The sequence below is a fragment of the Paenibacillus sp. NPDC058071 genome (assembly GCF_042885235.1).
In the GTDB taxonomy this organism is placed as follows: Bacteria; Bacillota; Bacilli; order Paenibacillales; family Paenibacillaceae; genus Pristimantibacillus.
On record NZ_JBHVSK010000003.1, the window covers coordinates 126,841 to 149,774 of the forward strand.

Annotated in this window: 20 protein-coding genes and 2 tRNA genes; 5 read left to right on the forward strand and 17 right to left on the reverse strand. The window is 52.2% G+C overall.

Annotated elements, in window-relative coordinates:
• Positions 1 to 219: 219 nt before the first annotated feature.
• From ACFVTB_RS06060 to ACFVTB_RS06100, 9 genes are all read right to left on the reverse strand, one after another.
• Positions 220 to 810: a non-ribosomal peptide synthetase module gene (locus ACFVTB_RS06060; RefSeq protein ID WP_387746392.1), complete on the reverse strand. Its 591-nt coding sequence runs from the start codon at positions 808 to 810 to the stop codon at positions 220 to 222.
• A 196-nt stretch (positions 811 to 1,006) separates the two neighbouring features.
• On the reverse strand, positions 1,007 to 1,606 hold the full coding sequence (yihA, locus tag ACFVTB_RS06065; protein WP_387746394.1) for a ribosome biogenesis GTP-binding protein YihA/YsxC: 600 nt from the start codon (positions 1,604 to 1,606) through the stop codon (positions 1,007 to 1,009).
• A complete protein-coding gene (gene lon / locus ACFVTB_RS06070) occupies positions 1,603 to 4,074 on the reverse strand; it encodes an endopeptidase La (RefSeq protein WP_387746396.1) in 2,472 nt (823 codons plus the stop codon). The genes yihA and lon overlap by 4 nt, the downstream gene beginning before the upstream one ends.
• 36 nt (positions 4,075 to 4,110) lie before the next feature.
• Positions 4,111 to 5,814, reverse strand: a complete 1,704-nt coding sequence (gene lonB, locus ACFVTB_RS06075; protein ID WP_387746398.1) for an ATP-dependent protease LonB — start codon at positions 5,812 to 5,814, stop codon at positions 4,111 to 4,113.
• A 281-nt stretch (positions 5,815 to 6,095) separates the two neighbouring features.
• The gene (gene ispG, locus ACFVTB_RS06080; protein WP_387746400.1) at positions 6,096 to 7,205 is read right to left on the reverse strand and encodes a flavodoxin-dependent (E)-4-hydroxy-3-methylbut-2-enyl-diphosphate synthase; all 1,110 of its coding nucleotides are present in this window, start codon (positions 7,203 to 7,205) and stop codon (positions 6,096 to 6,098) included.
• Positions 7,206 to 7,360: 155 nt separating this feature from the next.
• Positions 7,361 to 8,617, reverse strand: a complete 1,257-nt coding sequence (gene clpX / locus ACFVTB_RS06085) for an ATP-dependent protease ATP-binding subunit ClpX (RefSeq protein ID WP_387746402.1) — start codon at positions 8,615 to 8,617, stop codon at positions 7,361 to 7,363.
• A gap of 25 nt (positions 8,618 to 8,642) precedes the next feature.
• Positions 8,643 to 9,230, reverse strand: coding sequence for an ATP-dependent Clp endopeptidase proteolytic subunit ClpP (gene clpP / locus ACFVTB_RS06090; RefSeq protein ID WP_387746404.1), 588 nt, complete (start codon positions 9,228 to 9,230; stop codon positions 8,643 to 8,645).
• Positions 9,231 to 9,504: 274 nt separating this feature from the next.
• Complete coding sequence (tig, locus tag ACFVTB_RS06095) at positions 9,505 to 10,794, reverse strand: trigger factor (protein ID WP_387746406.1); 1,290 nt, start codon at positions 10,792 to 10,794, stop codon at positions 9,505 to 9,507.
• Between the two features lie 88 nt (positions 10,795 to 10,882).
• Positions 10,883 to 11,878, reverse strand: a complete 996-nt coding sequence (locus ACFVTB_RS06100) for a hypothetical protein (protein WP_387746408.1) — start codon at positions 11,876 to 11,878, stop codon at positions 10,883 to 10,885.
• 301 nt (positions 11,879 to 12,179) lie between these two features.
• Here ACFVTB_RS06100 and ACFVTB_RS06105 point away from each other — a divergent pair.
• The 3 genes from ACFVTB_RS06105 (at position 12,180) to ACFVTB_RS06115 (ending at position 13,469) form a co-directional block, all read left to right on the forward strand.
• A tRNA-Gly gene (locus tag ACFVTB_RS06105) sits at positions 12,180 to 12,253 on the forward strand.
• A gap of 62 nt (positions 12,254 to 12,315) precedes the next feature.
• Positions 12,316 to 12,392, forward strand: a tRNA-Arg gene (locus ACFVTB_RS06110).
• Positions 12,393 to 12,860: 468 nt separating this feature from the next.
• Entirely contained in the window at positions 12,861 to 13,469 is a 609-nt protein-coding gene (locus ACFVTB_RS06115) for a hypothetical protein (protein ID WP_387746410.1), read from the forward strand.
• Between the two features lie 84 nt (positions 13,470 to 13,553).
• On the opposite strand, the gene ACFVTB_RS06120 is transcribed toward ACFVTB_RS06115, so the two are convergent.
• The 3 genes from ACFVTB_RS06120 to ACFVTB_RS06130 form a co-directional block, all read right to left on the reverse strand.
• Positions 13,554 to 13,751 carry a WYL domain-containing protein gene (locus tag ACFVTB_RS06120; RefSeq protein ID WP_387746412.1) on the reverse strand — a complete coding sequence of 66 codons (198 nt, stop codon included), beginning with the start codon at positions 13,749 to 13,751 and terminating at the stop codon, positions 13,554 to 13,556.
• A gap of 162 nt (positions 13,752 to 13,913) precedes the next feature.
• On the reverse strand, positions 13,914 to 14,060 hold the full coding sequence (locus ACFVTB_RS06125; RefSeq protein WP_387746414.1) for a hypothetical protein: 147 nt from the start codon (positions 14,058 to 14,060) through the stop codon (positions 13,914 to 13,916).
• Between the two features lie 50 nt (positions 14,061 to 14,110).
• Positions 14,111 to 14,449: a hypothetical protein gene (locus ACFVTB_RS06130; RefSeq protein WP_387746416.1), complete on the reverse strand. Its 339-nt coding sequence runs from the start codon at positions 14,447 to 14,449 to the stop codon at positions 14,111 to 14,113.
• Positions 14,450 to 14,598: 149 nt separating this feature from the next.
• Here ACFVTB_RS06130 and asnB point away from each other — a divergent pair, with 149 nt between their 5' ends.
• Positions 14,599 to 16,443, forward strand: a complete 1,845-nt coding sequence (gene asnB, locus ACFVTB_RS06135; RefSeq protein WP_387746418.1) for an asparagine synthase (glutamine-hydrolyzing) — start codon at positions 14,599 to 14,601, stop codon at positions 16,441 to 16,443.
• Between the two features lie 117 nt (positions 16,444 to 16,560).
• On the opposite strand, the gene rdgB is transcribed toward asnB, so the two are convergent.
• From rdgB to ACFVTB_RS06150, 3 genes are all read right to left on the reverse strand, one after another.
• A complete protein-coding gene (gene rdgB, locus ACFVTB_RS06140; protein ID WP_387746420.1) occupies positions 16,561 to 17,220 on the reverse strand; it encodes an RdgB/HAM1 family non-canonical purine NTP pyrophosphatase in 660 nt (219 codons plus the stop codon).
• Positions 17,217 to 17,963, reverse strand: a complete 747-nt coding sequence (gene rph, locus ACFVTB_RS06145) for a ribonuclease PH (protein WP_387746422.1) — start codon at positions 17,961 to 17,963, stop codon at positions 17,217 to 17,219. The genes rdgB and rph overlap by 4 nt, the downstream gene beginning before the upstream one ends.
• 193 nt (positions 17,964 to 18,156) lie before the next feature.
• Positions 18,157 to 19,218, reverse strand: a complete 1,062-nt coding sequence (locus ACFVTB_RS06150; RefSeq protein WP_387746424.1) for a GerMN domain-containing protein — start codon at positions 19,216 to 19,218, stop codon at positions 18,157 to 18,159.
• Between the two features lie 131 nt (positions 19,219 to 19,349).
• Here ACFVTB_RS06150 and ACFVTB_RS06155 point away from each other — a divergent pair, with 131 nt between their 5' ends.
• Complete coding sequence (locus tag ACFVTB_RS06155; RefSeq protein WP_387746426.1) at positions 19,350 to 19,886, forward strand: phosphatidylglycerophosphatase A family protein; 537 nt, start codon at positions 19,350 to 19,352, stop codon at positions 19,884 to 19,886.
• A 755-nt stretch (positions 19,887 to 20,641) separates the two neighbouring features.
• On the opposite strand, the gene ACFVTB_RS06160 is transcribed toward ACFVTB_RS06155, so the two are convergent.
• Positions 20,642 to 21,640, reverse strand: a complete 999-nt coding sequence (locus ACFVTB_RS06160; protein ID WP_387746428.1) for an MBL fold metallo-hydrolase — start codon at positions 21,638 to 21,640, stop codon at positions 20,642 to 20,644.
• A gap of 119 nt (positions 21,641 to 21,759) precedes the next feature.
• Complete coding sequence (gene fni, locus ACFVTB_RS06165; RefSeq protein WP_387746430.1) at positions 21,760 to 22,830, reverse strand: type 2 isopentenyl-diphosphate Delta-isomerase; 1,071 nt, start codon at positions 22,828 to 22,830, stop codon at positions 21,760 to 21,762.
• Positions 22,831 to 22,934: the final 104 nt, after the last annotated feature.

Below are 22,934 nucleotides of genomic sequence, written 5' to 3' on the forward strand. Positions count from 1 at the left end.
GGAGTCGAAGAACGCCTTCTCCGAACAGTTAACGAACGCGGTCAACTACCTGCCGTACTGGTTGCGCTAATATAAAAGAAACCCGACACAATAGGGCCGGGTGCCGGGTTTCTTCTCATACATTTATAGACTGCTAGGCTGCCTGCCGGCAAGCCACTCTTTGCCTCCGCATCGCTCATAGCTCCGAGCGTACGGTATAACGGTGCGCAGTGCAGCGAGCTAAGCTTCCAGCACGAACAGCTTGTGGGTCTGCTCGGCAAGCCGCTCGTCGATCGCTGCGACTTGCTTCCGGTCGGAAGCTTGGTTGCGCAAATCGAGCAGCTCGTTAATGGCGTTATGGATCGTTTCAATTTCGCTTTCGATCAAACGGCTGCGAAACACGGTTTCCAGTTGTCCGGCCGTATTCTTATAGTCGAACACAACTTTGGCACCTGACGGACTGTTCTCGACGATTCGCCGAACGTTGCCGTTCATATAGTAGTAGGTCATCGTATATTGACTATAAATGCGATTGACGATAGCGTCGCCATGGAAAGCGGATACCGCTTTTCTCATAGCATTGGTCAATTTAGGGTGAACAAGGCGGCAGGAAAGCACACACTCATATCGCTCCTGTTGACGTTCGAACGTCAACTTCACCTCTTCCATCCCTACTGCATCTTCGAGAATGAGCTCCTGATTGCCGTTATCGAACACCTTCACCTGAAGGCGAATTTGCTGGTCGTCGAAAAACCGTGCGAATTGGGACATCTCGTCAGACGATAATTGCAGTTTGGCGCTTACATACTCCGTGGCTAGCCGCTTAGCCATAAAATCTCCTCAATTCTTTGATCTTGCACGACTGTAGAAGATCGGTGGTTTCTTGCTTAAGTATATTATACGTGATCAGAGCGTTTTATTCCTGCCGGCCAGCCGCGATATTCTAGCGTATTTCTGAGAAAAACGGAAAAAATTGCGATGAAGCGGACCTTTTTAACTGTATCCTCCGCCTTATGCTCGAAGTCTCTTATCTTTCTCCCGAACCTTCAGTCGATTGCATGATGACGTCCCAAAGCTCTTCCCGTCCAAGCCCCGTTTCGGACGAAAACTTAACGATTCGGTCTCGCGGATCAGCTTCTAGCGTATCCTTAATGACCTTAATATGCTTGTCCCATTTTCCTTTCGGCACTTTGTCTGCTTTCGTGCAGACGATGCACGTCGGTATGCCGTAATGCTTCAGCCAGTTGTACATCAGTTGATCATCCTGGCTCGGCGCGTGCCGAATATCAATAATAAGCAATTGCAGCTTCAGTTGCTCCCGATCCCGTATATAGGTCTCGATCATTTGCCCGAACTGCTCGCGCTGCGTCTTCGACACCTTTGCGTAGCCGTAACCGGGGAAGTCGACGAAATAAACCTGATCATTGACGCGGTAATAGTTGAGCTGCTGTGTTTTTCCTGGCTGCGAGCTTGTCCTGGCCAAATTTTTGCGCATAATCATTTTATTGATCAGCGATGATTTGCCGACATTGGAACGCCCTGCCAGAGCAATCTCTGGCAAGGCGTCATCGGGATATTGATGAGGCTTTACGGCACTGATTATAAATTCCGCTTGTGTAATTTTCATAGTATTGGCGTTCCTGCTTTCTCTTCGTTAATAACCGGCAGAAGCGCATGCTTCAGCACTTCGTCCATATGGGCGACCGGAACGAATTCAAGCTCGCCGCGAATGCTGTCCGGAATATCGCGAAGGTCGCGCTCGTTATCCTTCGGCATCAACACCTTCTTAATGCCTGCCCTGTGCGCCGCAAGCGACTTCTCCTTCAAGCCGCCAATTGGCAGCACGCGGCCCCGCAGCGTAATTTCGCCGGTCATGGCGACCTCCTTGGCAACATAACGATTCGTCAAAGCCGAGATTAGGGCCGTGGCCATCGTAATGCCAGCGGACGGGCCGTCCTTCGGAATGGCTCCCTCCGGGATATGAATATGAATGTCGTTCTTTTCGTGGAAGCTCGGATCGATGTTTAGCTCATGCGCTTTAGAGCGTGTGAAGCTAAAAGCAGCCTGCGCCGATTCCTTCATCACGTCGCCAAGCTTGCCTGTGAGAGTCAGCTTGCCACTGCCTGGCATAACGGTCACTTCAATGACAAGCGTGTCGCCGCCAACTTCCGTCCATGCAAGGCCTGTAACCGCCCCGATCTGATTCTCGCTTTCGGCCATGCCGTATCGGAACTTAGCCGGACCGAGCCATTCCCGAAGCAGCTCTTCGGTGACGACGAGCGATGGAGAGTCTGTCCCGCTTCCCTCTTCGGAACCGAATGCGGCATCCAGCGTATGCAAGGTCGGATCATCTTCTTGTACGCGCCGATCTTCATCCGTAACGGCAACGCTTGCTCGCTTGCCGTCTTCTGCGACGATATGCTTCGCCGCTTTCCGGCACAACGCAGCGATTTGCTGCTCCAGATTACGGACACCGGACTCTCTCGAATATTCTCGAATTAGAAGCAGCAGGACATCCTCGCTGACGGAAAGCTGTCCTTCGACGAGACCATGCTCCTTCTTCTGCTTTGGCAGCAAATAACGAGAAGCGATCTGCAGCTTTTCCAGTTCCGTATAACCCGGGATGTAGAGTACTTCCATCCGATCAAGCAGCGGACGCGGAATGTTATGCATGGCGTTAGCCGTCGTTATAAACATAACGTTGGACAGATCGAAAGGCACTTCCACAAAGTGGTCGCTGAACGTATTGTTCTGTTCCGGATCAAGCACCTCTAACAGCGCCGATGCCGGGTCACCGCGGAAATCCATCGCCATTTTATCGATTTCATCGAGCAGGAAAACCGGGTTCAGCGATCCCGCCGTCTTCATGCCTTGAATAATGCGTCCTGGCATGGCCCCGACGTACGTCCGGCGATGACCGCGTATTTCCGCTTCATCACGAACGCCTCCGAGCGAAATGCGAACGAATTTGCGGTCCAGCGACTTGGCGATGGAGCGCGCTAGCGATGTTTTACCGACGCCGGGAGGTCCGACGAGACAAAGAATCGGCCCTTTCATTTTACGGACAAGCTGTTGAACGGCCAAATATTCGAGCACGCGCTCCTTCGGCTTCTCCAAGCCGTAATGATCGTCGTTCAATATCTCTTCCGCTTTCGCTAAGCTGAGATCGTCCTCCGTCAGCTTGTTCCACGGAAGCGCCAGCAGCCAATCAATGTAATTGCGAATGACGCCGCCCTCGGCCGACGTGGCCGGCATTTTCTCGAGACGGTCGATCTCCTTCTCGATCTTTTCCTTGACCTGCTCCGGCACGCCGGATTCCTCCAGCTGGCTGCGAAGCTCCTCAACCTCGCCGGCGCGTCCTTCCTTCTCGCCAAGCTCCTTCTGGATGGCCTTCATTTGCTCGCGCAAATAGTATTCCTTCTGCGTCTTTTCCATTTGCTTTTTGACGCGCTGATTGATTTTGCGCTCCAACTCGAGCACTTCCCGCTCGTTGTTCAAAATGTCGAGCAGCCTTTCCAGCCGCTTGCGAACGTCGACGGTTTCCAAAATGTCTTGCTTATCTTTAATTTTGAGCGATAAATGGCTCGTTATAACATCGGCCAGCCGACCGGGCTCTTCGATATCCGATACGGCGGCATGTGTTTCCGGCGTTACCTTTTTGGAAAGCGATATGTAGTGCTCGAATTGGCTAAGCACCGTGCGCATGAGCGCGTCGACTTCCGGATCGTCCGTTTCTTGCTCTGGCAATTCTTTGACGGTCACTTCGTAAAATTCGTCATTGGCCAAGTAATCGATAATTTCCGCTCTCGTGACGCCCTCGACCAAAACGCGGATCGTCCCGTTCGGCAGCTTAAGCATTTGACGTACGCGAGCAATAGTGCCGACGCGATAAATATCATCCTCCGTCGGTTCCTCGATATTCACCTCGGACTGCGAGCACAGCAGAATCATATGATCGTCGATCATCGATTTTTCCAGCGCTCTTACCGATTTATCTCTTCCCACGTCAAGGTGGAGCACCATGCTGGGATATACGAGCAGCCCCCTAAGCGGAAGCAGGGGAAGCCGACGGTTTTTCGTTTTTCCGGGTCCCACACCAGCACCTCCAAATTATGTGTCTCCCCTATATTATCATTCTGCGGAATCCGCCTGCAAATAGGGAACCCCGGAAGGCATAAAAAGATCGGTGCCGACATGCGTTTCCACCTCGTTCACGACCGTTCCGGCAATCGGGAATACGAGTGCAAATACTTCGTCTACACGTTCGACGGCAATCACTTTAACGCCCTCCAGATTGTTGAAAATTTCTTGCCAGTTGTCTCTTGGAATAATGACCGTCTCCGCCCCCGACTGAAAAGCGGCCTCCACTTTCGCCAGAACGCCTCCAACCGGTTTCACGTCGCCGTGAATGCCAACCTCTCCGGTGATAGCGAGTTTGTTGTCAATTGGCTGCTCTTTGATCGCCGAAGCAATCGCCGTCGCCATGGCAACACCAGCCGACGGACCGTCGATTGGCGTGCCGCCCGGGAAGTTGATATGCAGGTCGTAATCTTGCGGATTAAGGCCGTAGCGGCGCAGCATCGTCAGCACATTCTCAACGGAGCCTTTGGCCATGCTCTTCCGGCGAAGCGTACGCGAACCGCCGCCCAGCTCTTCTTCGTCTACTACGCCTGTAATCGTGAATTGCCCTTTACCTTGCGCCACGGGAATTGCACTAACCTCGATTTCCAGCAGCGTCCCCATATTCGGTCCGTAAACGGCAAGGCCGTTGACGAAGCCGATTTGCGGCACAGCTGGCACTTTGCGGTCCGGGCGAGGCGGAATTTGGCTGCTGTTGACAACCCATTCTACATCCGCCGCCGTAATCGAATCTCGTTTCTCGGACAAAGCAACCCCTGCGGCCAATTGAATAACGTTTACCGCTTCGCGACCGTTTGTTGCGTATCGCTTTACGACCTCGACCGCTTCCGGGCATGGCGCAAAGCCGATCTTCTTGACCGCATTGTCTGCAATCAAGCCGATTTCGCCCGCCAGCAGCGGACGGAAATAAATTTCCATGCAGCGCGAACGGATCGCCGGCGGCAAATCCTGCGGCGAACGCGTCGTGGCTCCGACTAAACGGAAATCGGCGGGCAGACCGTTTTGAAAAATATCATGAATATACATCGGAATATTCGTATCTTCCGAATTGTAATAGGCGCTTTCGAGAAACACTTTGCGGTCCTCGAGCACTTTTAACAGTTTATTCATCTGAACGGGATGCAATTCCCCGATCTCATCGATAAACAGGATGCCGCCATGCGCTTTCGTAACCGCACCCGGCTTCGGTTGCGGAATGCCCGCAACGCCCATTGCTCCCGCACCTTGATAGATCGGGTCGTGAACGGACCCGATCAGCGGGTCGGCTATACCCCGTTCGTCGAATCGAGCCGTCGTGGCATCGATCTCCGTAAATTTCGCCTCCGGCAGAAATGGCGATGTTGGATTTTTTTTCGCTTCCTCCAGAACGACGCGAGCCGCCGCCGTCTTGCCGACGCCAGGCGGGCCGTAAATAATAACATGCTGCGGGTTCGCGCTGCATAGCGCCGCTTTCAGCGCCCGTAAGCCATCGATCTGTCCGACAATATCCTGCATCGCCTGCGGACGCGTTTTCTCCGCCAACGGCTTCGTTAAAGAAATCGAGCGCAACTTTCGCAGCTTATCCATTTCCTTGCGCGATTCACGATCGACCGCCGACCGATTCGTCTTCTGATTACGCAGCAAGTTCCAGAAATACAAGCCGATGACGACCGCAAAAAAGACTTGAATTAACATTAACGCCATACTTAAATTCATTACCATCCGCTCCCTTATACGGCAACGGCTAACGCTTCCCGCGCAGACCGCCGTTCCCGAGATGATATAACGATCGAAAGGGCGCTGTCCCTGCCCGAGCAGCGGACATTCCGAGACAGCACCGCCAAATAGAGTTCGTACTTGGTAGTATTGCCTCGGAAAGGCGGGAATAACCGTTGGAAGGAGAGCTCATACAAAAAAGGCATTCGGTTACGCCCGCTCTTCGCTGAGCGAACGGTCCGAATGCCTTTGCGGCCATACTTATGGAGTACGCACGCCAATTAGGCGTGCGAATGCTGCTTGCGGCCCGGTATTTCCCCGGTCGCTTCGAAATGGCGAACGATGACGTCGATTTCTTTTTTCAGCTCGTTTAGAAGCTCGGCCTCCGGCACTTTGCGGATCATCTCGCCGTAGCGAAACAGCATGCCTTCGCCTCGTGCTCCGGCGATTCCGATATCCGCCTCACGCGCCTCACCCGGCCCGTTAACCGCGCAGCCGAGCACCGAAACTTTGATCGGCACCTTAATTTTGGAGATATATTCTTCCACTTCGTTCGCAATAGAGAACAGATCGATATCAAGCCGGCCGCAGGTTGGGCAGGAAATAAGCGTCGCCGCGTTCGTAATGAGTCCGAACGTCTTCAGCAGCTCGCGCGCTACCTTTACCTCTTCAACCGGGTCCGCGCTCAGACTGATGCGAACCGTGTTGCCGATCCCCATCGCCAGCAAAGCGCCGATGCCCGCCGAGCTTTTGATCGTGCCGGAATGAAGCGTACCCGCCTCTGTAATGCCGAGATGAAGCGGATATTTGATTTTCTCCGCCGCCATCCGATAAGCAGCGATCGCCATCGGTACATCGGAAGCTTTCAGCGACACGATAATATCGTGGAAATCGAGCTCCTCCAAAATGCCGATATGGAACAAAGCGCTCTCAACCATTGCTTCCGGCGTCGGATAACCGTACTTCTCGAGCAAATGATTTTCAAGCGATCCGGCGTTCACACCGATTCGAATCGGAATCCCCTTCTCTTTGCACGCCTTTACGACCGCTTCGACTTTTTCACGGCGGCCGATATTGCCCGGGTTGATCCGCACTTTATCGACGCCGTTCTCAATCGCTGCCAGCGCGAGCCGGTAATCGAAGTGAATGTCCGCAACGAGAGGGATATGGATCCGCTTCTTGATCTCCTTGATCGCATCGGCTGCTTCCTTATTGTTGACGGTAACGCGAACGATCTGGCAGCCTGCTTCTTCCAGACGCAAAATTTCGGCGACAGTCGCTTCAACGTCGGCCGTCTTCGTCGTACACATGCTTTGAATAATGACCTCGTCGCTGCCGCCAATCGTCAGGTTGCCCACTTTTACCGGTACTGTGTCTTTGCGCAAATACATAAAGTGATCTCTCCCATGAACGTCAAAGTCCACCCCCGAATGCACGGCCTAGCCGCAAAACAAGGGTGGATGCATTAACGGTAATAACGCCTCAGCGGCAGCCGTGCCGCCCCCAACCCTGGGAGGCAAGCTGCCGCTGTGACGTATCTTTAAACTTAGGCGCTTTCTTCCTTCTTCTTGCCCTTCTTCGATGTAAGCTCCGGCATGATCTTCTCCTGTACGGATTGCTCCGTAATGAGGCAAGTGCTCACGTCGTCGCGCGATGGAACTTCGTACATCACTTCCAGCATAATGCCTTCGATGATCGCCCGCAAACCGCGCGCTCCGGTATTGCGCTTGATCGCTTCCTTGGCGATCGCTTCCAGCGCGGCCGGCTCGAAATCGAGCTTCACGTTGTCCATCTCAAGCATCTTTTGATACTGCTTGACAAGCGCGTTCTTAGGCTCCGAGAGGATACGCATCAAAGCAGCTTCGTCGAGCGGCTCCAATGTGGAAATAACCGGCAAACGGCCGACGAATTCCGGAATAAGACCGAATTTCAGCAAGTCTTCCGGCAGTACCATCGACAGATACTCGCCCGGTTTCAAATCCTTTTGTGTTTCTCCAGCGGAGTTAAAACCGATTACCTTTTTACCGATACGACGTTTGATCAGCTGCTCCAGCCCGTCGAACGCGCCGCCGCAAATGAACAAAATGTTCGTCGTATCGATTTGAATAAACTCTTGATGCGGGTGCTTGCGGCCGCCTTGAGGAGGTACGGATGCGACCGTGCCTTCCAAAATTTTGAGCAGCGCCTGCTGTACGCCTTCTCCCGATACGTCGCGCGTAATCGAAGGGTTCTCCGATTTGCGGGCAACTTTATCGATTTCGTCAATATAAATAATGCCGCGTTCCGCTTTCTCGACATCGTAATCTGCTGCCTGAATCAGCTTAAGCAAAATATTCTCGACGTCCTCGCCAACATAACCCGCTTCCGTCAAGGAAGTCGCGTCTGCAATAGCGAAAGGCACGTTCAATATTTTAGCCATCGTTTGCGCCAGCAGCGTTTTGCCGGAGCCTGTCGGGCCTACAAGCAAAATATTGCTTTTTTGCAGCTCGACGTCTTCGATTTTGCTGCCGGAATTAACGCGCTTGTAGTGGTTGTAAACCGCTACGGACAGCGATTTTTTCGCAAATTCCTGTCCGATGACATACGAGTCAAGAATGGCGCGAATGTCCTTCGGTTTTGGAATGTCTTTCAAGTCGAGCTCTTCCTCGTGGCCGAGCTCTTCCTCAACGATCTCGGTGCAAAGCTCGATGCATTCATCGCATATATAGACGCCGGGTCCGGCTACCAATTTGCGCACTTGTTCCTGCGATTTGCCGCAGAACGAGCATTTCAACTGGCCTTTTTCATCGTTAAATTTAAACACTGGTATCACCCCTTCAATAAAATCTTCACGATACCGGAGATGTAATCACCTTATCGATCAAACCGTATTCCAACGCGTCCTGAGCGCTCAGGAAATTGTCGCGGTCGGTGTCTCGTTCGATTTTCTCGTACGGTTGACCGGTGCGATCCACATAAATTTGATTCAACTTTTGCTTTGTCTTCAAGATCCAGTCAGCATGGATTTTAATGTCCGAAGCCTGGCCACGCACGCCGCCGAGCGGCTGGTGAATCATAACTTCTGCATTCGGCAGCGCAAAGCGCTTGCCTTTGGCGCCAGCCGTCAACAAGAGGGAGCCCATGCTCGCCGCCATGCCCATGCAGATCGTCGATACGTCCGGCTTAATATATTGCATCGTATCAAAAATGCCCATGCCGGCCGTTACGCTGCCGCCCGGGGAATTAATGTACAGATGAATGTCCTTCTCTGGATCGTCGGCCGCCAGGAATAACAGCTGCGCAATGATGGAGTTTGCTACATCATCGTCGATTGCGCTCCCGAGAAATATAATGCGGTCTTTCAATAATCGCGAGTAAATATCGTAAGATCTCTCACCGCGATTCGTTTGTTCGACTACGATCGGTACCAGATTCATGCGACCAACCTCTTTTCGGTATATGACTTATTAAACAAAGATATTGTAACACGAAGAAACGGCAATGTCATTTTTCCCGCAGCACCGCATTCCGATATTACATTATACTGCGCTTAGTGCTCGATATGTACACCAGACGAATCCCCAAATCCACCACAATATGTTATGTAGGGTGAAAATAAGGCACGTATCATATCGACGACGTGCCTTACTTTCTGCTTAAAGCTATATATTCAGTTGAACAGTTTCGCGCTCGCTCAGAGACGACTGATATTTAAGCCGTTTTGCTGTTATCGAGCAGGAACTTGATCGTTTTGCGAAGCTCTACGTCTTCTTTCAGGCTGTCGATGTTGCCGTTTTCTGTGAAGATCGTGCGAAGCTCTTCAGCAGGACGGTTGTAAGCTTTCGACAACGTCTCAAGCTCTTCAGTTACGTCCTCTTCCGTAGCCTCGATTCCTTCCGCTTTAGCAATAGCGCTCAGCACCAGGTTGTTGCGGACGCGCTTCTCGGCGTCGGAGCGCATTTGCTCACGAAGCACGGACTCGTCTTGGCCGGAGAACTGATAGTACAGCTCCATGTTCATGCCTTGCATACGCAGACGGTTTTCGAAATCGCGAATCATGAAATCGACTTCCGTTACGATCATCGGTTCCGGAATATCCACTTCCGCCGCTTCAGCAGCTTTAGCTACGATTGCGTTCTCGCGATCTTGCTCAGCCGCTTTTTCTTTGTTTTCTTTCAGCTTGACAACGAGGTCCTGCTTGTACTCTTCCAAAGTATCGAATTCGCTAACATCTTTTGCGAACTCGTCGTCAAGAGCCGGCAACGATTTGCGTTTCAGCTCATGCAGCTTCACTTTGAATACGGCCTGTTTGCCCGCCAGATTTTCGGCATGGTACTCTTCAGGGAACGTCACTTCCACGTCCTTGAAATCACCGATTTGCATACCTACGACTTGCTCTTCGAAGCCAGGGATGAACGAACCGGAACCGAGTTCCAGCGAGTGTCCTTCGCTTTTGCCGCCTTCGAATGCTTCACCGTCAACGTAGCCGTCGAAGTCGATAACAGCGATGTCGCCGTTCTCAGCTGGACCTTCGTCCACGACAGCCAGTTCGGCATGGCGTTGTTGCAGACGCTCGAGCTCTGCGCTTACTTCTTCGTCGCCAACAGTTACGTCGGCAGCAGGTACTTCCAGTCCTTTGTATTCGCCCAATTGTACTTCAGGACGAACGATGACTTTCGCTTTGAACTTGAACGTTTCGCCTTTCGCGAATTGCTCAACGTCCACTTCAGGACGGTCAACAGGTTGCAAGTTCGTTTCTTTTACCGCTTCGGAGTACGCGTCCGGCAGCAAAATGTCGATCGCATCCTGGTACAGGCTCTCCACGCCGAAACGGGATTCGAAAATGCCCCGAGGCACTTTGCCTTTACGGAAACCAGGTACGTTCACTTTTTGAACGACTTTCTTAAAAGCTTGGTCAAGCGCAACGGTAACTTTCTCCGCTTCAACCTCAACGTCGATGGAAACGACGTTCTTGTCTATTTTTTCCCAAGTAGCTTTCATTTTATGCTTTCCCCTCCAAAAAACGCATGCGTCTTCAAATTTTCACGTTTCATAAACCATTCTATTATAATCATTCTGCGCGATCATTTCAAGGCTGGGGATCATCTTCCCCACTTTGCCGAAATACGGCCACTTGCCTCAAAAGCCTGCACGCTTGCTCATACCGAAACCGAAGCGATTCCGTTATTAAATAGGTTTCACGAATGTCGTCGTCGTTAGCCGTTCCGTAAACCGCCAGCATGAGCGTAAGATGCAACGCTGCCGCAAAGCAATCGATCGTGTCGTCTTCTTCTCGCAGCATCCATGCATACGCCGTTGTGCCGTACAAAAACTGCAGGCTCTCTTTCCATAGCTCTCTTGCGAAATGGGGCAGCGTCGGATCGTCCGCTTCCGTCACGTCCTCCACCCGTTCCAATATGCGCGTAACGGAAGGCGGAAACTGTTCCATCGAGAGCGGCGTCGCTTCAACCTCGAGTTCCACCGTCTCGCCCATGCGCTCCAGCACAATCGTTCCAGTGACGTCTCGTTTGCGCAAGCATTGCAGCGCCTTGAATTGAACGATCGGATGAATGTCTTTGCCGGCGGTCAGCCACTGCTTGATTGCGTCGTCCACTTCCGGATCCTTAATGTAGGCGGCCCGTTCCAGCGCCAATATTTGCTGGTCGATCATCGGATGATGCTCCATAATGTAGAGCACCTGCTTGATGTATGCCTCGTCTTGTCCGAATGGATTAAGCGCATGCTCGCGCAGCAGCGCTTCATCCTCTTCTTCTTGTTGATCCGCTTCCGTTATGTATTCGCTGCGTCCGGCCGTAACGCCCGCCTCGGGAAAAGCCATATCGAGCCACGAGAGCAAGCTTGCCCACTCCTCGTAATGCCGCTCGTCTTCCCCTTGGCATTGCATTAAAAACCGGAGCAGCCTCTTCGCCTCTCCGTACTGCTCCGACTCTAGCAGACGCGTCAATTGAATTTGATAATGGTCGAGCATTTTAGGAAATAAATAAACGTTGCCGTCTTTGCTTTCTGTTTGTCTGTCGTTTGGAGTCGTTATGGTACCACCGCCTTGTCGGTCAAACCGCATCATTCGTTTGCTTCCTCGCGTTCGATTATACCATGGATGCGCCCATAGAATAAATTATGCGATTGCGAAGGCACAACAGGACAAGTCCACAACCGCTATCCGCTTCTTTCTTTTTTAGAAGCGTTGGTTGTAGTTGTTGCCTCGAATGCCGATTTCTAGTCATTGATCTTTTTATCGACAAAATTCTTCTTTCCCGTTACGGTTTATAGGCATTTTTTCTTATAAAAATGTTGAATATTTCGTCAATAGTATTTCGGCTTGAGTTTTCTTCCTCGATATGCTACATTATCCATTGTTGCTTCTTGCGGGTGTAGTTCAATGGCAGAACGCCAGCTTCCCAAGCTTGAGGCGTGGGTTCGATTCCCATCACCCGCTCCAGCATGCCTGAAAAAATTGTTGTTGCCATAACCACGATTAGCATGCTATAATCTTTCTTACGTGTCCCAGTAGCTCAGCTGGATAGAGCAACGCCCTTCTAAGGCGTTGGCCAGGGGTTCGAATCCCTTCTGGGACGCCATTTTTATGAAATTATGCAACGGACATATAGATTTGAAAAAGACCGAAGAGCTTGGTTCATCAGGCTTTTCGGTCTTTTTGTTATGCTTGGAATATAAAAATGCGTTTGCGATATGTTGAATGACCTCCTCTTAAAACGAAAACACTGCTTGACTTGAAGTGAGGGGAAGCACTGCGGGGCAGAGGGTTCTTCCAATCGCCATTAAAGCCTGATTCCTTTATTTTATTGATGGTTGTGGTAGGAATCATGCTTTAAAAGCGACCACTGTCGACTCTCCAGAATCCCTCTGCCCCTTCGTTTTTTCACCTTTTCAGTCAAGCACTGATTTTAAGGTTGAGTCGTTACATTCTACACACAATATTACATTTTTCGACATAAAACAGAGGAAAAATATGTCGAAAAGAGGATAGTCATATTGTGGATTATATAGTAGACTGTTGGAGTTATCAGAACAAGGGGGTTATTTTTTTGAAAAAGTTAGCTGTTTTACTGTTGGCCGCTTCTATTGTTTTATCGGGTTGCTCGGGAGCAAAGAAGGAAAACACACCGGCCTCGACAAATGAAGTCTCCAATAACAAGCAGGACAAGGGCATCGAAGTGGACAAAAAATTGCTGAACGTGGACGTGACGCTGCCCGCAGCAATGTTTGAAGGCCAGGACATGGAGCAAATTATCGAAGATGCGAAAGCTGATGGCGTTAAGGAAGTTGTGAAAAATGATGATGGATCGCTTACCTATACAATGTCCAAATCCACTCATGAAGCAATGTTGAAGGAAATGGCAGCCGGTATCAAAGAATCGATCGAAGAGATCCTGACGGATGGTACATTCGCCTCCATTAAGGATATCCAGTATAAGGATGACTTTAGCGAGTATACCATCTCCGTAGACAAGGCAGCCTACCAACAAAGCATGGACGGCTTCGTTATTATTGGACTAAGTATCCAAGCCATAACCTACAAAACGTTTGAAGGCATCAGCGCCGACAAACAAAAAGTGACAATGAACGTGAAAGACGAGAGCACAGGCGAAGTGTTCCATACGCAAGTCTTCCCGCAAACAGAGGACAAACAATAATTTTCAATCGCAAAAAAAGCTATCGAAGCGGCGGCTTGCCGCTATTCGATGGCTTTTTTATTGTTAGCGCCATATTCGCTTCCTTTAAGCCTGCACTCTTTTTCGAACCGGCTCTATGTCGACGACATTTGCCGCGTTGAAAACACGAAAGGCCTGAGCATTGTAACAATATGCTTTGAACAGCGGCCCCTTCACCGAAATGACTTTAACTTCACGAATGCTTACCTTCCGTTTGCGATCGATATAAATCAGTTGCACGGTTTGCCCGATGTAGCTTTCCATTCGGCAGCCCCCTCAATAGAACGTTTGTTCTTATTATATACCAAACATACGTTCTGTATGCAACCGAAAAAATAATCCAATCAGATTAAACCGCGCCGGAAAGGCAGGAACCGGAACGATTGCTCCCCCATCCGGCGCGTTTATTTATTTTAGCAAAGCTTCTTAATGGCGACCGGAGCGGCGGTTTCCGCCTCGATTACCGCTCGGGTTATTTTGCGCGTTTTGCTGCCGGTTTTTCTCGAGCACGCGATCGGCGAACTCCGGGTTAATGTCATATTTCAAGCTTTTATCCTTCGGAGATTGGGTCACTCGCTTCACCTCCTTTCCGCGAGGATGCGCGTGCGGGCATTGCCAATTGGCTAAAACAATCTCATCGATTCGATATGCCGCTTCGTTGAGTCGGTGCCCAAATCGTAAAGTCTTTTGTAGATTTGCTGGATGGTTTGGTCGTACCCTTTGTTCATTTCCTCGTCATCAACGCCCGCACCTGCAAATGGGCGAAGCCCAAACTGGGCAGTTTGCGCCTCATCCACCGTTGACAGCTGCTCAAACAATTCCTGCAGCTCGGTCAATTCTTCTCGGTTCGCTTTAATGACAAGCTCGTAACCTGCGGCCCCCTCTTCCTCCAGCAGTTGTCCGGTTTGAACCGATACGTAATATATTTTCCGTTCGTCCTCCGAATAAAACTCGTTACCCATTTCCATCAACGTCTCCTTTCGCACCGTCATACCCCGTCGCTTCGATGCTCCCATAGCTTCCCCTGGCGGACAGACATTTTATGCCTTTTTCCGGCATATAACGGTTATTATCGCTATTTGCGCCCAGCAGAAGAAAGGAATGAGTTACGATGTGTGGAATAACCGGCTGGATCGATTGGAGCCGCGATTTGACTCAAGACGGCAACAGCCTCGAGCGGATGACAGAGACGCTGTCGCTGCGAGGCCCCGACGCATCCGGCACCTGGCTATCGCCAAGCTGCGCGCTCGGTCATAGAAGGCTCAGCGTTATTGATCCCGTGAACGGCGCACAGCCGATGATTCGGCACTCGGGCGACAGCACGTATGTCATCGTCTATAATGGCGAGCTATATAACGCGCTGGAATTGCGCAAAGAATTGGAGCACAGGGGCAGAACCTTTTCAACAACTTGTGATACTGAAGTGCTGCTTGTCTCATTCATGGAATGGGGAAAAAGCTGCATAGAGCGCTTTAACGGTATATTCGCTTTTGCGATCTGGAATACGGAGGAGCAGGAGCTGTTTCTCGCTAGGGACCGTCTCGGCGTGAAGCCGCTGTTCTATAGCGCTGAAGACGGCCTGTTTCTGTTCGGCTCCGAGCCGAAAGCGATTTTGGCCCATCCGGCGATGAAAGCCGAAGTAGGAGCGGAAGGCCTTGCGGAAGTGTTCGTTATGGGACCTGCACGCACGCCGGGCCAAGGCGTATACAAAGGATTAACTGAATTGCTGCCGGGCTGGTGCATGACGGTTAGCCGCGGCGGCATCCGCCGAACGCAATATTGGAAGCTGGAAAGCTTGCCGCATGCGGAAACGATTGACGAGACGGCCGATCGGGTGCGCGAGCTGCTCCGGGATACGACGGAGCGCCAGCTCGTCTCGGACGTGCCGGTTTGCACGCTGCTGTCCGGCGGCTTGGACTCAAGCGCATTGACGACGCTCGCTGTCCGCTACTATGAGCAGACCGGGCAAGGCAGCGTCCATACGTATTCGGTGGACTACCGCGACAACGACAAGCATTTTCAGGCTCACGCCTTCCAGCCGAACAGCGACGCTCCCTGGATCGAGCGAATGACGACCCATCTTGAAACGATCCATCATCCGGTGCAATTCGATACGCCGGAGCTGGTCGCCGCCCTCCGAGACGCAACGCTAGCCCGCGATTTGCCGGGCATGGCCGACGTCGACGCTTCCCTGCTGCTGTTTTGCCGAGAAATTAAAAAAGGCGCAACCGTCGCTATTTCTGGGGAGGCAGCCGATGAAATCTTCGGCGGTTATCCGTGGTTTCATCGGGAGGAAGCTTTGAATGCAGATATCTTCCCATGGTCCCTCGCCTCCGCAATGCGCGCAGAACTGCTGAATCCGGAAGTTGCCGATTGGATCAAGCCGCTCGATTATATCGGAGACCGATACGCCGCCGCTATTGCCGAAGTGCCTCATTTGGACGGAGAGTCCCCTCAGGTAAGAAAAATGCGGCAAATGTCCTACTTGAACATTACCCGCTTTATGCCCACGCTGCTCGACCGGAAGGACCGTATGAGCATGGCCGCGGGCCTCGAAGTTCGCGTGCCATTCTGCGATCACCGGCTCGTACAGTATGTGTGGAATATTCCATGGGAGATAAAAGCGGCTGGCGACCGCGAAAAGGGTATTTTACGAAAAGCGCTGAAGGGCGTACTACCTGACGATGTGCTGACGCGCAAAAAAAGTCCTTATCCGAAAACTCACAATCCCAATTACTTGGCTGCGGTAAAAGGTTTAGTGCTGGATGTGCTGAACGATCCGTCTTCCCCAATCCTACCGCTCATAAATGCAACAAAAGTGAGAGAGCTGGCGGAATCCGATTCCGCAAAGTCGAACATTCCATGGTTCGGCCAATTAATGTCCGGCCCGCAGCTGTTCGCCTATTTGTACCAGGTGAACGTATGGCTGAAGGAATACGGCGTCTCTGTCAAATAATACGGTAACCAAATAAGCCCCTGAACCGGCGCTTCGGAAAGCGCTTGTTCAGGGGCTTTTATTTATAGAAGATTTAGATGAAAAGCAGACGAATTTGCAGCAGCCTTATGGCTTCGCTTATTTCACCAAACCGCCATCCTGCTCCAATTTGGCGATCAATGCAGCCAGCGCATGCCCGCGATGGCCGATCTGCTGTTTTTCTTCCTTCGACAGCTCGGCCATTCCCCGGTCAAGCTGCGGCAGCCAGAACAACGGATCGTAGCCGAAGCCGCCGTCGCCGTGAGGGCGGTCGGCGATGAAGCCATCGACCGTTCCTTCCGCTTCCACGAAGGAGCCGGTTGACGGATCGTACAGAGCGAGCGCGCAGACGAACTGCGCTGCGCTAAGCAGACGCGTGCCGTCCGCCAGCGGCTCCGCCGCATCCGGCAGCGCAAGCTTGGCCAGCTCCCGCAGCAGCTTGGCGTTGTTTGCTTCATCCGCCGCCTTCTCACCAGCATACCTTGCCGAATAGACGCCAGGCTCGCCATTCAGCGCTTCGACCCGCAGTCCCGAGTCGTCGGCCAATACAGGAACGCCGAATGCGTCGCCCGCCGCTTTTGCTTTAATGCGGGCATTAGCAGAGAACGTGTCGCCGTCTTCCGGAATATCGGGGAAAGCGGGATAATCATTCAAACTTTCCGTCGTTTTGTCCAGTTTGGCAAGCGCATGTGCGAACTCCTTCGCTTTGCCTTCATTTTTCGTCGCAACTAGCACCCGGTTCTGAGACAATCCGCTCATTTTCCCGCTCCTCCGATTCGAACGGCGTTCTCGCCCAGCGCTTCGCGCTGTTGTTCAACCAATTGCAAGATGCCGCCTTCCGCCAGCTCAAGCAGCTGATTCAGCTCGGCCCGCGAGAATGGCGCTTCCTCGCCTGTGCCCTGCACCTCGACAAACGCTCCGCCGCCGGTCATCACGACGTTCATATCGACCTTGGCTTTGGAATCCTCGTCATAGTTCAAATCGAGCAACGCTTCCTCCTGAATGACGCCCACGCTGACCGAAGCCAAATAGTCCGTAATTGGGTATTTAGCAAACGGCGAAGCAGCGTTCAGTTTGTTGACCGCCAGACACAAAGCAACGAAAGAGCCGGTAATCGACGTCGTCCGCGTACCTCCGTCAGCCTGGATGACATCGCAATCGAGCGTAATTGTCCGCTCTCCAAGCGCATGCAGATCGACAACGGAACGAAGCGCTCGGCCGATCAGCCGCTGAATTTCCATCGTCCGGCCCGTCAGCTTGCCTCTTGCCGATTCCCGCTGATTGCGGCTATGGGTAGCGCGCGGCAGCATAGAATATTCCGCCGTGATCCATCCCTTGCCTTGTCCTTTCATGAAAGGAGGCACTCGTTCCTCCACTGAAGCCGTGCAAATCACTTTCGTTTCGCCCACTTCAATCAGCACGGAGCCTTCCGCATATTTATTGACGCCTGTCGTTATTTTTACCGGTCGAAGCTCGCTCGGCGCGCGTCCGTCTATTCTCATTTTGTAATCCTCCTGAAAATCGCATCTCTTTATGTATAAACTTCCACGATTGCTTCCTTGCAATCCTGTCTATTTTACCAAAGTAGCCGAAGAATTGCACCCGCTCAAACAAAGAAGGAAGGAGCCGCGCCTTGGCTCCTTCCTTCTTTTCCCACGGTCATTCCGACCGGCCCCTTTATTGCCGCGCTTTCTTCTAGCTTTTGATCGCGTTGACGTGATGCGGCCGGGATGCAGGCTCCTGATACGAATTGTCTTCGCTGTCCACAATATTAGAGTCGCCGTTCAACAAAATTTGCACCTTATCCGCACTTGTCGTCTCTGTTAACGAAAGCACTAACGCCTCCAGCATTTCTTTCGGAGCCGCTTGCCCTCTTTCATAAGCGTCATCCTTCAAGTCGACTGTCAAAATATGATCTTTCTCCTGTACGCTTGTCACTTTAACATCGTCTGTAATAACCGCGCTGAGCTGTTTGCGATCCAGCGGACCTGCGATCAATTGCTCCAACGCCGCCTGCGCTTTGGTGGTTTGAGGTCTGGCGATCAGCCTTGTTACTGGAACATAATATTGCTCGTCGTTCGACGTTTGCGATGAGAAGTAAAGCGTAACAGGCGTTGAATCGGAATAGTTGACGCCGTCGGCCGCCTCAAGATTAATGCCGACCGCACGAGTGAGCGGCTCATCCAACGGGAAGCTGTCCACCGGCATTTCCGTCAGCTTCTCGCCCTCGGACCATACTTCGACCCCTTCGATTCCTTGAATGGCTGTCAGCGTCCACGTAATGGCTTCAACGATGGAGCGTTCCTCTGTTGCTGTGTAGCCGCTGAACGGCTCTGAGAAATCGACTGTGGCGATTTTACTGTCCTTGTCGACATGGAACGAATTAACTTGCGTGCCCTCTGGCAGCACCGCGCTGAAATCTTCCGGAATTTGGCTGGCGTACGCGCCGCCGTTTACCATCATTTCAAGCGCTTTTTGACCAGGTTCCTCGTTTTTACCAAACGTCGTCCGCAAAGCGACCGGCGCTAAATAGCCATTGCGATCCTTTAAGTACACCGTGAGATGCGAACCATCGCCTTGCTCCGACGTCGCAGCCTGTCCGGTTTTCGTTCCTTCGTCGGTCACCCCGGAACCATTTTGCGGCGGATCGATCGCCCCATCCGTTTGTCTGGAAAAGATTCCGCATCCAGCCGTCAGAATGGGCAGTACCAGTAAAGCGCCGATCGCTGCGCGGCGAAGCCATTTCGTACGAACCATAATAACCTTTCCTCCCCAATCGTTTTTGCCTTGCGGCTTTTTACATTTGTTGATTTTGTAGTACTATGTATACGAGCCCTTCCCTTTTTTAGACCAGTTTTGTCCACAAAATCATGAGGGGGTAAATTGTTATGACACCTAATTCTTACAGTCTTAACAGCCGCAAGGTAGCCGAAGCAACTGACGAATGGCTTGCCAAGCGCGGAGTAACGAAAATACAAATTGGACAGCTTGTCCATTTTTTGCAAAAGGATTACTTTCCTGAACTGACGCTTGATGAATGCGTCGTGCACGTCGAGGCCGTATTGTCCAAACGAGAAGTGCAAAACGCGGTTCTGACCGGCATTCAGCTGGATATCCTCGCCGAGGAAGGCAAGCTGATGAGTCCGCTGCAGGAGATGATTCGCAACGACGAAGGCCTGTACGGCTGCGACGAAATACTTGCGCTGTCGATCGTTAACGTATATGGCAGCATCGGCTTTACCAACTTTGGCTATATCGATAAGCTCAAGCCCGGCATATTGAAAAAGCTGAACGAAAAAAACGGCAAGCATGCGCATACGTTTCTGGACGACATCGTTGGCGCCATCGCCGCATCCGCCGCCAGCCGGATCGCTCACCGCAAGCAGGCCGAACGCGAAAGCAACACGAACCTGCCTCTCGATTAACGATCCGTCATTGGGAAGCGCAGCGCAAAGAAGCAGGGAGCTTAGCCTAGGCTCCCTGCTTCTTTTTTATGTTATGACAAATCGATGTCGGGTAGCTCTCAGCTAAAACATTCAGCGGCACCGCGACCGCAATAACTGCCAAAACGCAGTTATTGTACCATTTTCAGGAGCAGAGCGAGTAAATAACTGCATAATTGCAGTTATTCCTTCACGAATGCTCGCACCCAACGCTGCTGAGACCGCAATAACTGCCAAAACGCAGTTATTGTACCGGTTTCAGGGACAGAGCGAGCAAATAACTGCGTAATTGCAGTTATTCCTTCACGAATGCTCGCACCCAACGCTGCTGAGAGCTCAATAACTGCCAAAACGCAGTTATTATACCGGTTTCAGGGCCAAGGCGAGCAAATAACTGCTCAATTGCAGTTATTCCTTCACGAATGCTCGCAATCGACCTCGCTGAGACCGCAATAACTGCCAAAACACAGTTATTGTACCAGTTTCAGGGCCAAGGCGAGTAAATAACTGCGTAATGGCAGTTATTCCTTCACGAATGCTCGCAATCGACCTCGCTGAGACCGCAATAACTGCCAAAACGCAGTTATTGTGCTAGTTTCAGGGTCAGGGCGAGCAAATAACTGCTCAATTGCAGTTATTCCTTCACGAATGCTCGCAATCGAACACGCTGAGACCGAGTGATCTCCTCAGAATCTACACACACACCCGCCTCTCCCAACACTGCCCCACCGATAAAACTAATCTCCAGCCGCCTGGAAGACAACAGGCGCTCCTACAGTCCGAATGACGCTTCCTTGCTGCTCCAAATAATGCAAATGCGCCAGCGTCTCCTGCATGGCGAAGCGCAAGTTGTGCGGGTTGCTGCGGAGACTCTTTCCGAACGTTTCCTCGCATAACTCGAACGCGGTCAACGGCTGCTTCAACAGACCGAGCATACTAGTCAGCCGGCGCTCGTGATGCTGAAGCAGCGCCTCAATGCGCTCTTCAAATTCAGGAAAAGGATCGCGATGTCCCGGAAACGCCATCTTTACCTCATAACGCGACAACTCCCGCAAGCTCGTTAAAAAATGCTCCAGCGGATTCTCCTCTTCCCCCGGCACAAAGCCAATATTAGGCGTAATCCGTGGCAGCACCTGGTCGCCGCACAGCATCCAGCCATGCTGCGCATCGTAAAAGCAAACTTGACCGAACGCATGGCCCGGCGCGTCGATCAACTGCCATATCGATCCTCCGAACTCCATCTCGCTGCCCGCTTCTATGTAAGTGACGACAGGCTGCGGAGACACCCGCTCCAAAAAGGCATCAAGATTGCCGTCAATCGCCTCGAGCAGCTCTCTCGGCATGCCATGTACTTCAAACAGCTGGTGCAGATCGCCGGAAAAATCGGCCCGCTCTCCCCAAAGCCTTATCGTATAGTCATGCGCCCGCTTTGTCATATAGACGGGAGCGCCGCTTTGCTCCTGGAAGTAACCAGCTAAACCGTAGTGGTCAGGGTGCTGATGCGTCAGTATGATTCGCTTAACGTCGCGCATAGACAGTCCGTGCCGTTCCATCGCTTCTTGCCAGGCGCCGATCGCTTCCTCAGTCCGCAGGCCGGGATCGACGACTGTGAATCCTTCCCCGTCCGGTTCAGGCAGCACATAACTGTTCACCCACTTGAGCGAAAAAGGGAGCGGAACTTTTACTTGTATCCAGTTTCCGTTCCATATTGTTGTAGACGTTTGCCCGTCTGCCATTATGCTGCATCCTTCCTATATAAAAAGCTTCGATCCAGATGATACGCTGTCGCTTTCGCCCCAGCTCCCATCACGCGGTATTTCGCTGTATGACAGCAGTCATTCGACTAACCTGCCCATTAACGCTTGACCAGCCTGTCCGTTCCCCGCAGCTCTTCGACATTTGCTGCTCCGATGCCGAACATGGCCGTCTTCAGTTCGAATTCTATTTTTGCAAACTGCTCGATCAACTGCTCCACCGATACTTGTTTGTCGCTTTGAGCGGCGCGCGGCAGCAGCACGCGACCAAAGCCTGCAGCGTTGGCTCCAAGCGCCAGCGTCTTGGCCGCGTCCACTCCGTGGCGCAGTCCGCCGCTTGCGATAACCGTCATATTCGGCAATGCGCCGCGAATCTCATTAACGCTCTCTGCGGTCGGAATCCCCCAATCGGCGAACGCTTCCGCCGCCTGTTTGCGAATCGGATCAGCGACCCGATATTTTTCTACCTGACTCCAGGACGTGCCGCCCGCGCCAGCTGCATCGATGAAAGAAACCCCTGCGGCAGCTAGCTTGACCGCGACGTTCGCATCGATTCCCCAGCCCACCTCCTTCACGCCGACTGGCACAGACAGCGCACGGCACACTTCCTCGATGCGGCGAAGCAAGCCGGAGAAGTTCGTGTCCCCTTCCGGCTGGAACACTTCCTGCATGCTATTCAAATGAAGCACGAGCGCGTCCGCGTCCGCAATAGCGACCGCTCGTCTGCACGCTTCCGCTCCATAACCGTAATTGAGCTGAACCGCACCAAGGTTGGCGATGACCGGCACCGAAGGCGCTTCTTTACGAATATAAAACGAAGCCGCAAGCTGATCCTGCTCGATCGCCGCACGCATGGAGCCGAGTCCGATCGCCCAGCCCCGCTCCTCCGCTGCCTCCGCGAGCCTGCGGTTGATGGCGCCGGCGGCATCGGTCCCCCCCGTCATGGAGCTGACCAGTAGTGGCGCTTTTAGCTGCCGCCCAAATAGGTTCGATGCAAGCGATATATCGTCGAATGACAGCTCCGGCAGCGCGTTATGACGAAACCGGAGCCGATCCAGACCGGTATCGACTCCCAACCCGTTCACTTCTTCTTGTAGGCATATGCGAATATGCTCGCTTTTCCTGCGCGACGTGACGGCCGCTACCTCGGATGCTTGAATTTGATCTGTCATCGTTTTCCCCCTGCGAACTTGTTAACTTTGCTTTGTCCATCATAACGCAGCGTTCGGTCAACCGGCAACAATGGAGCTTTGAATCATCTTCAGTGATCTTATAT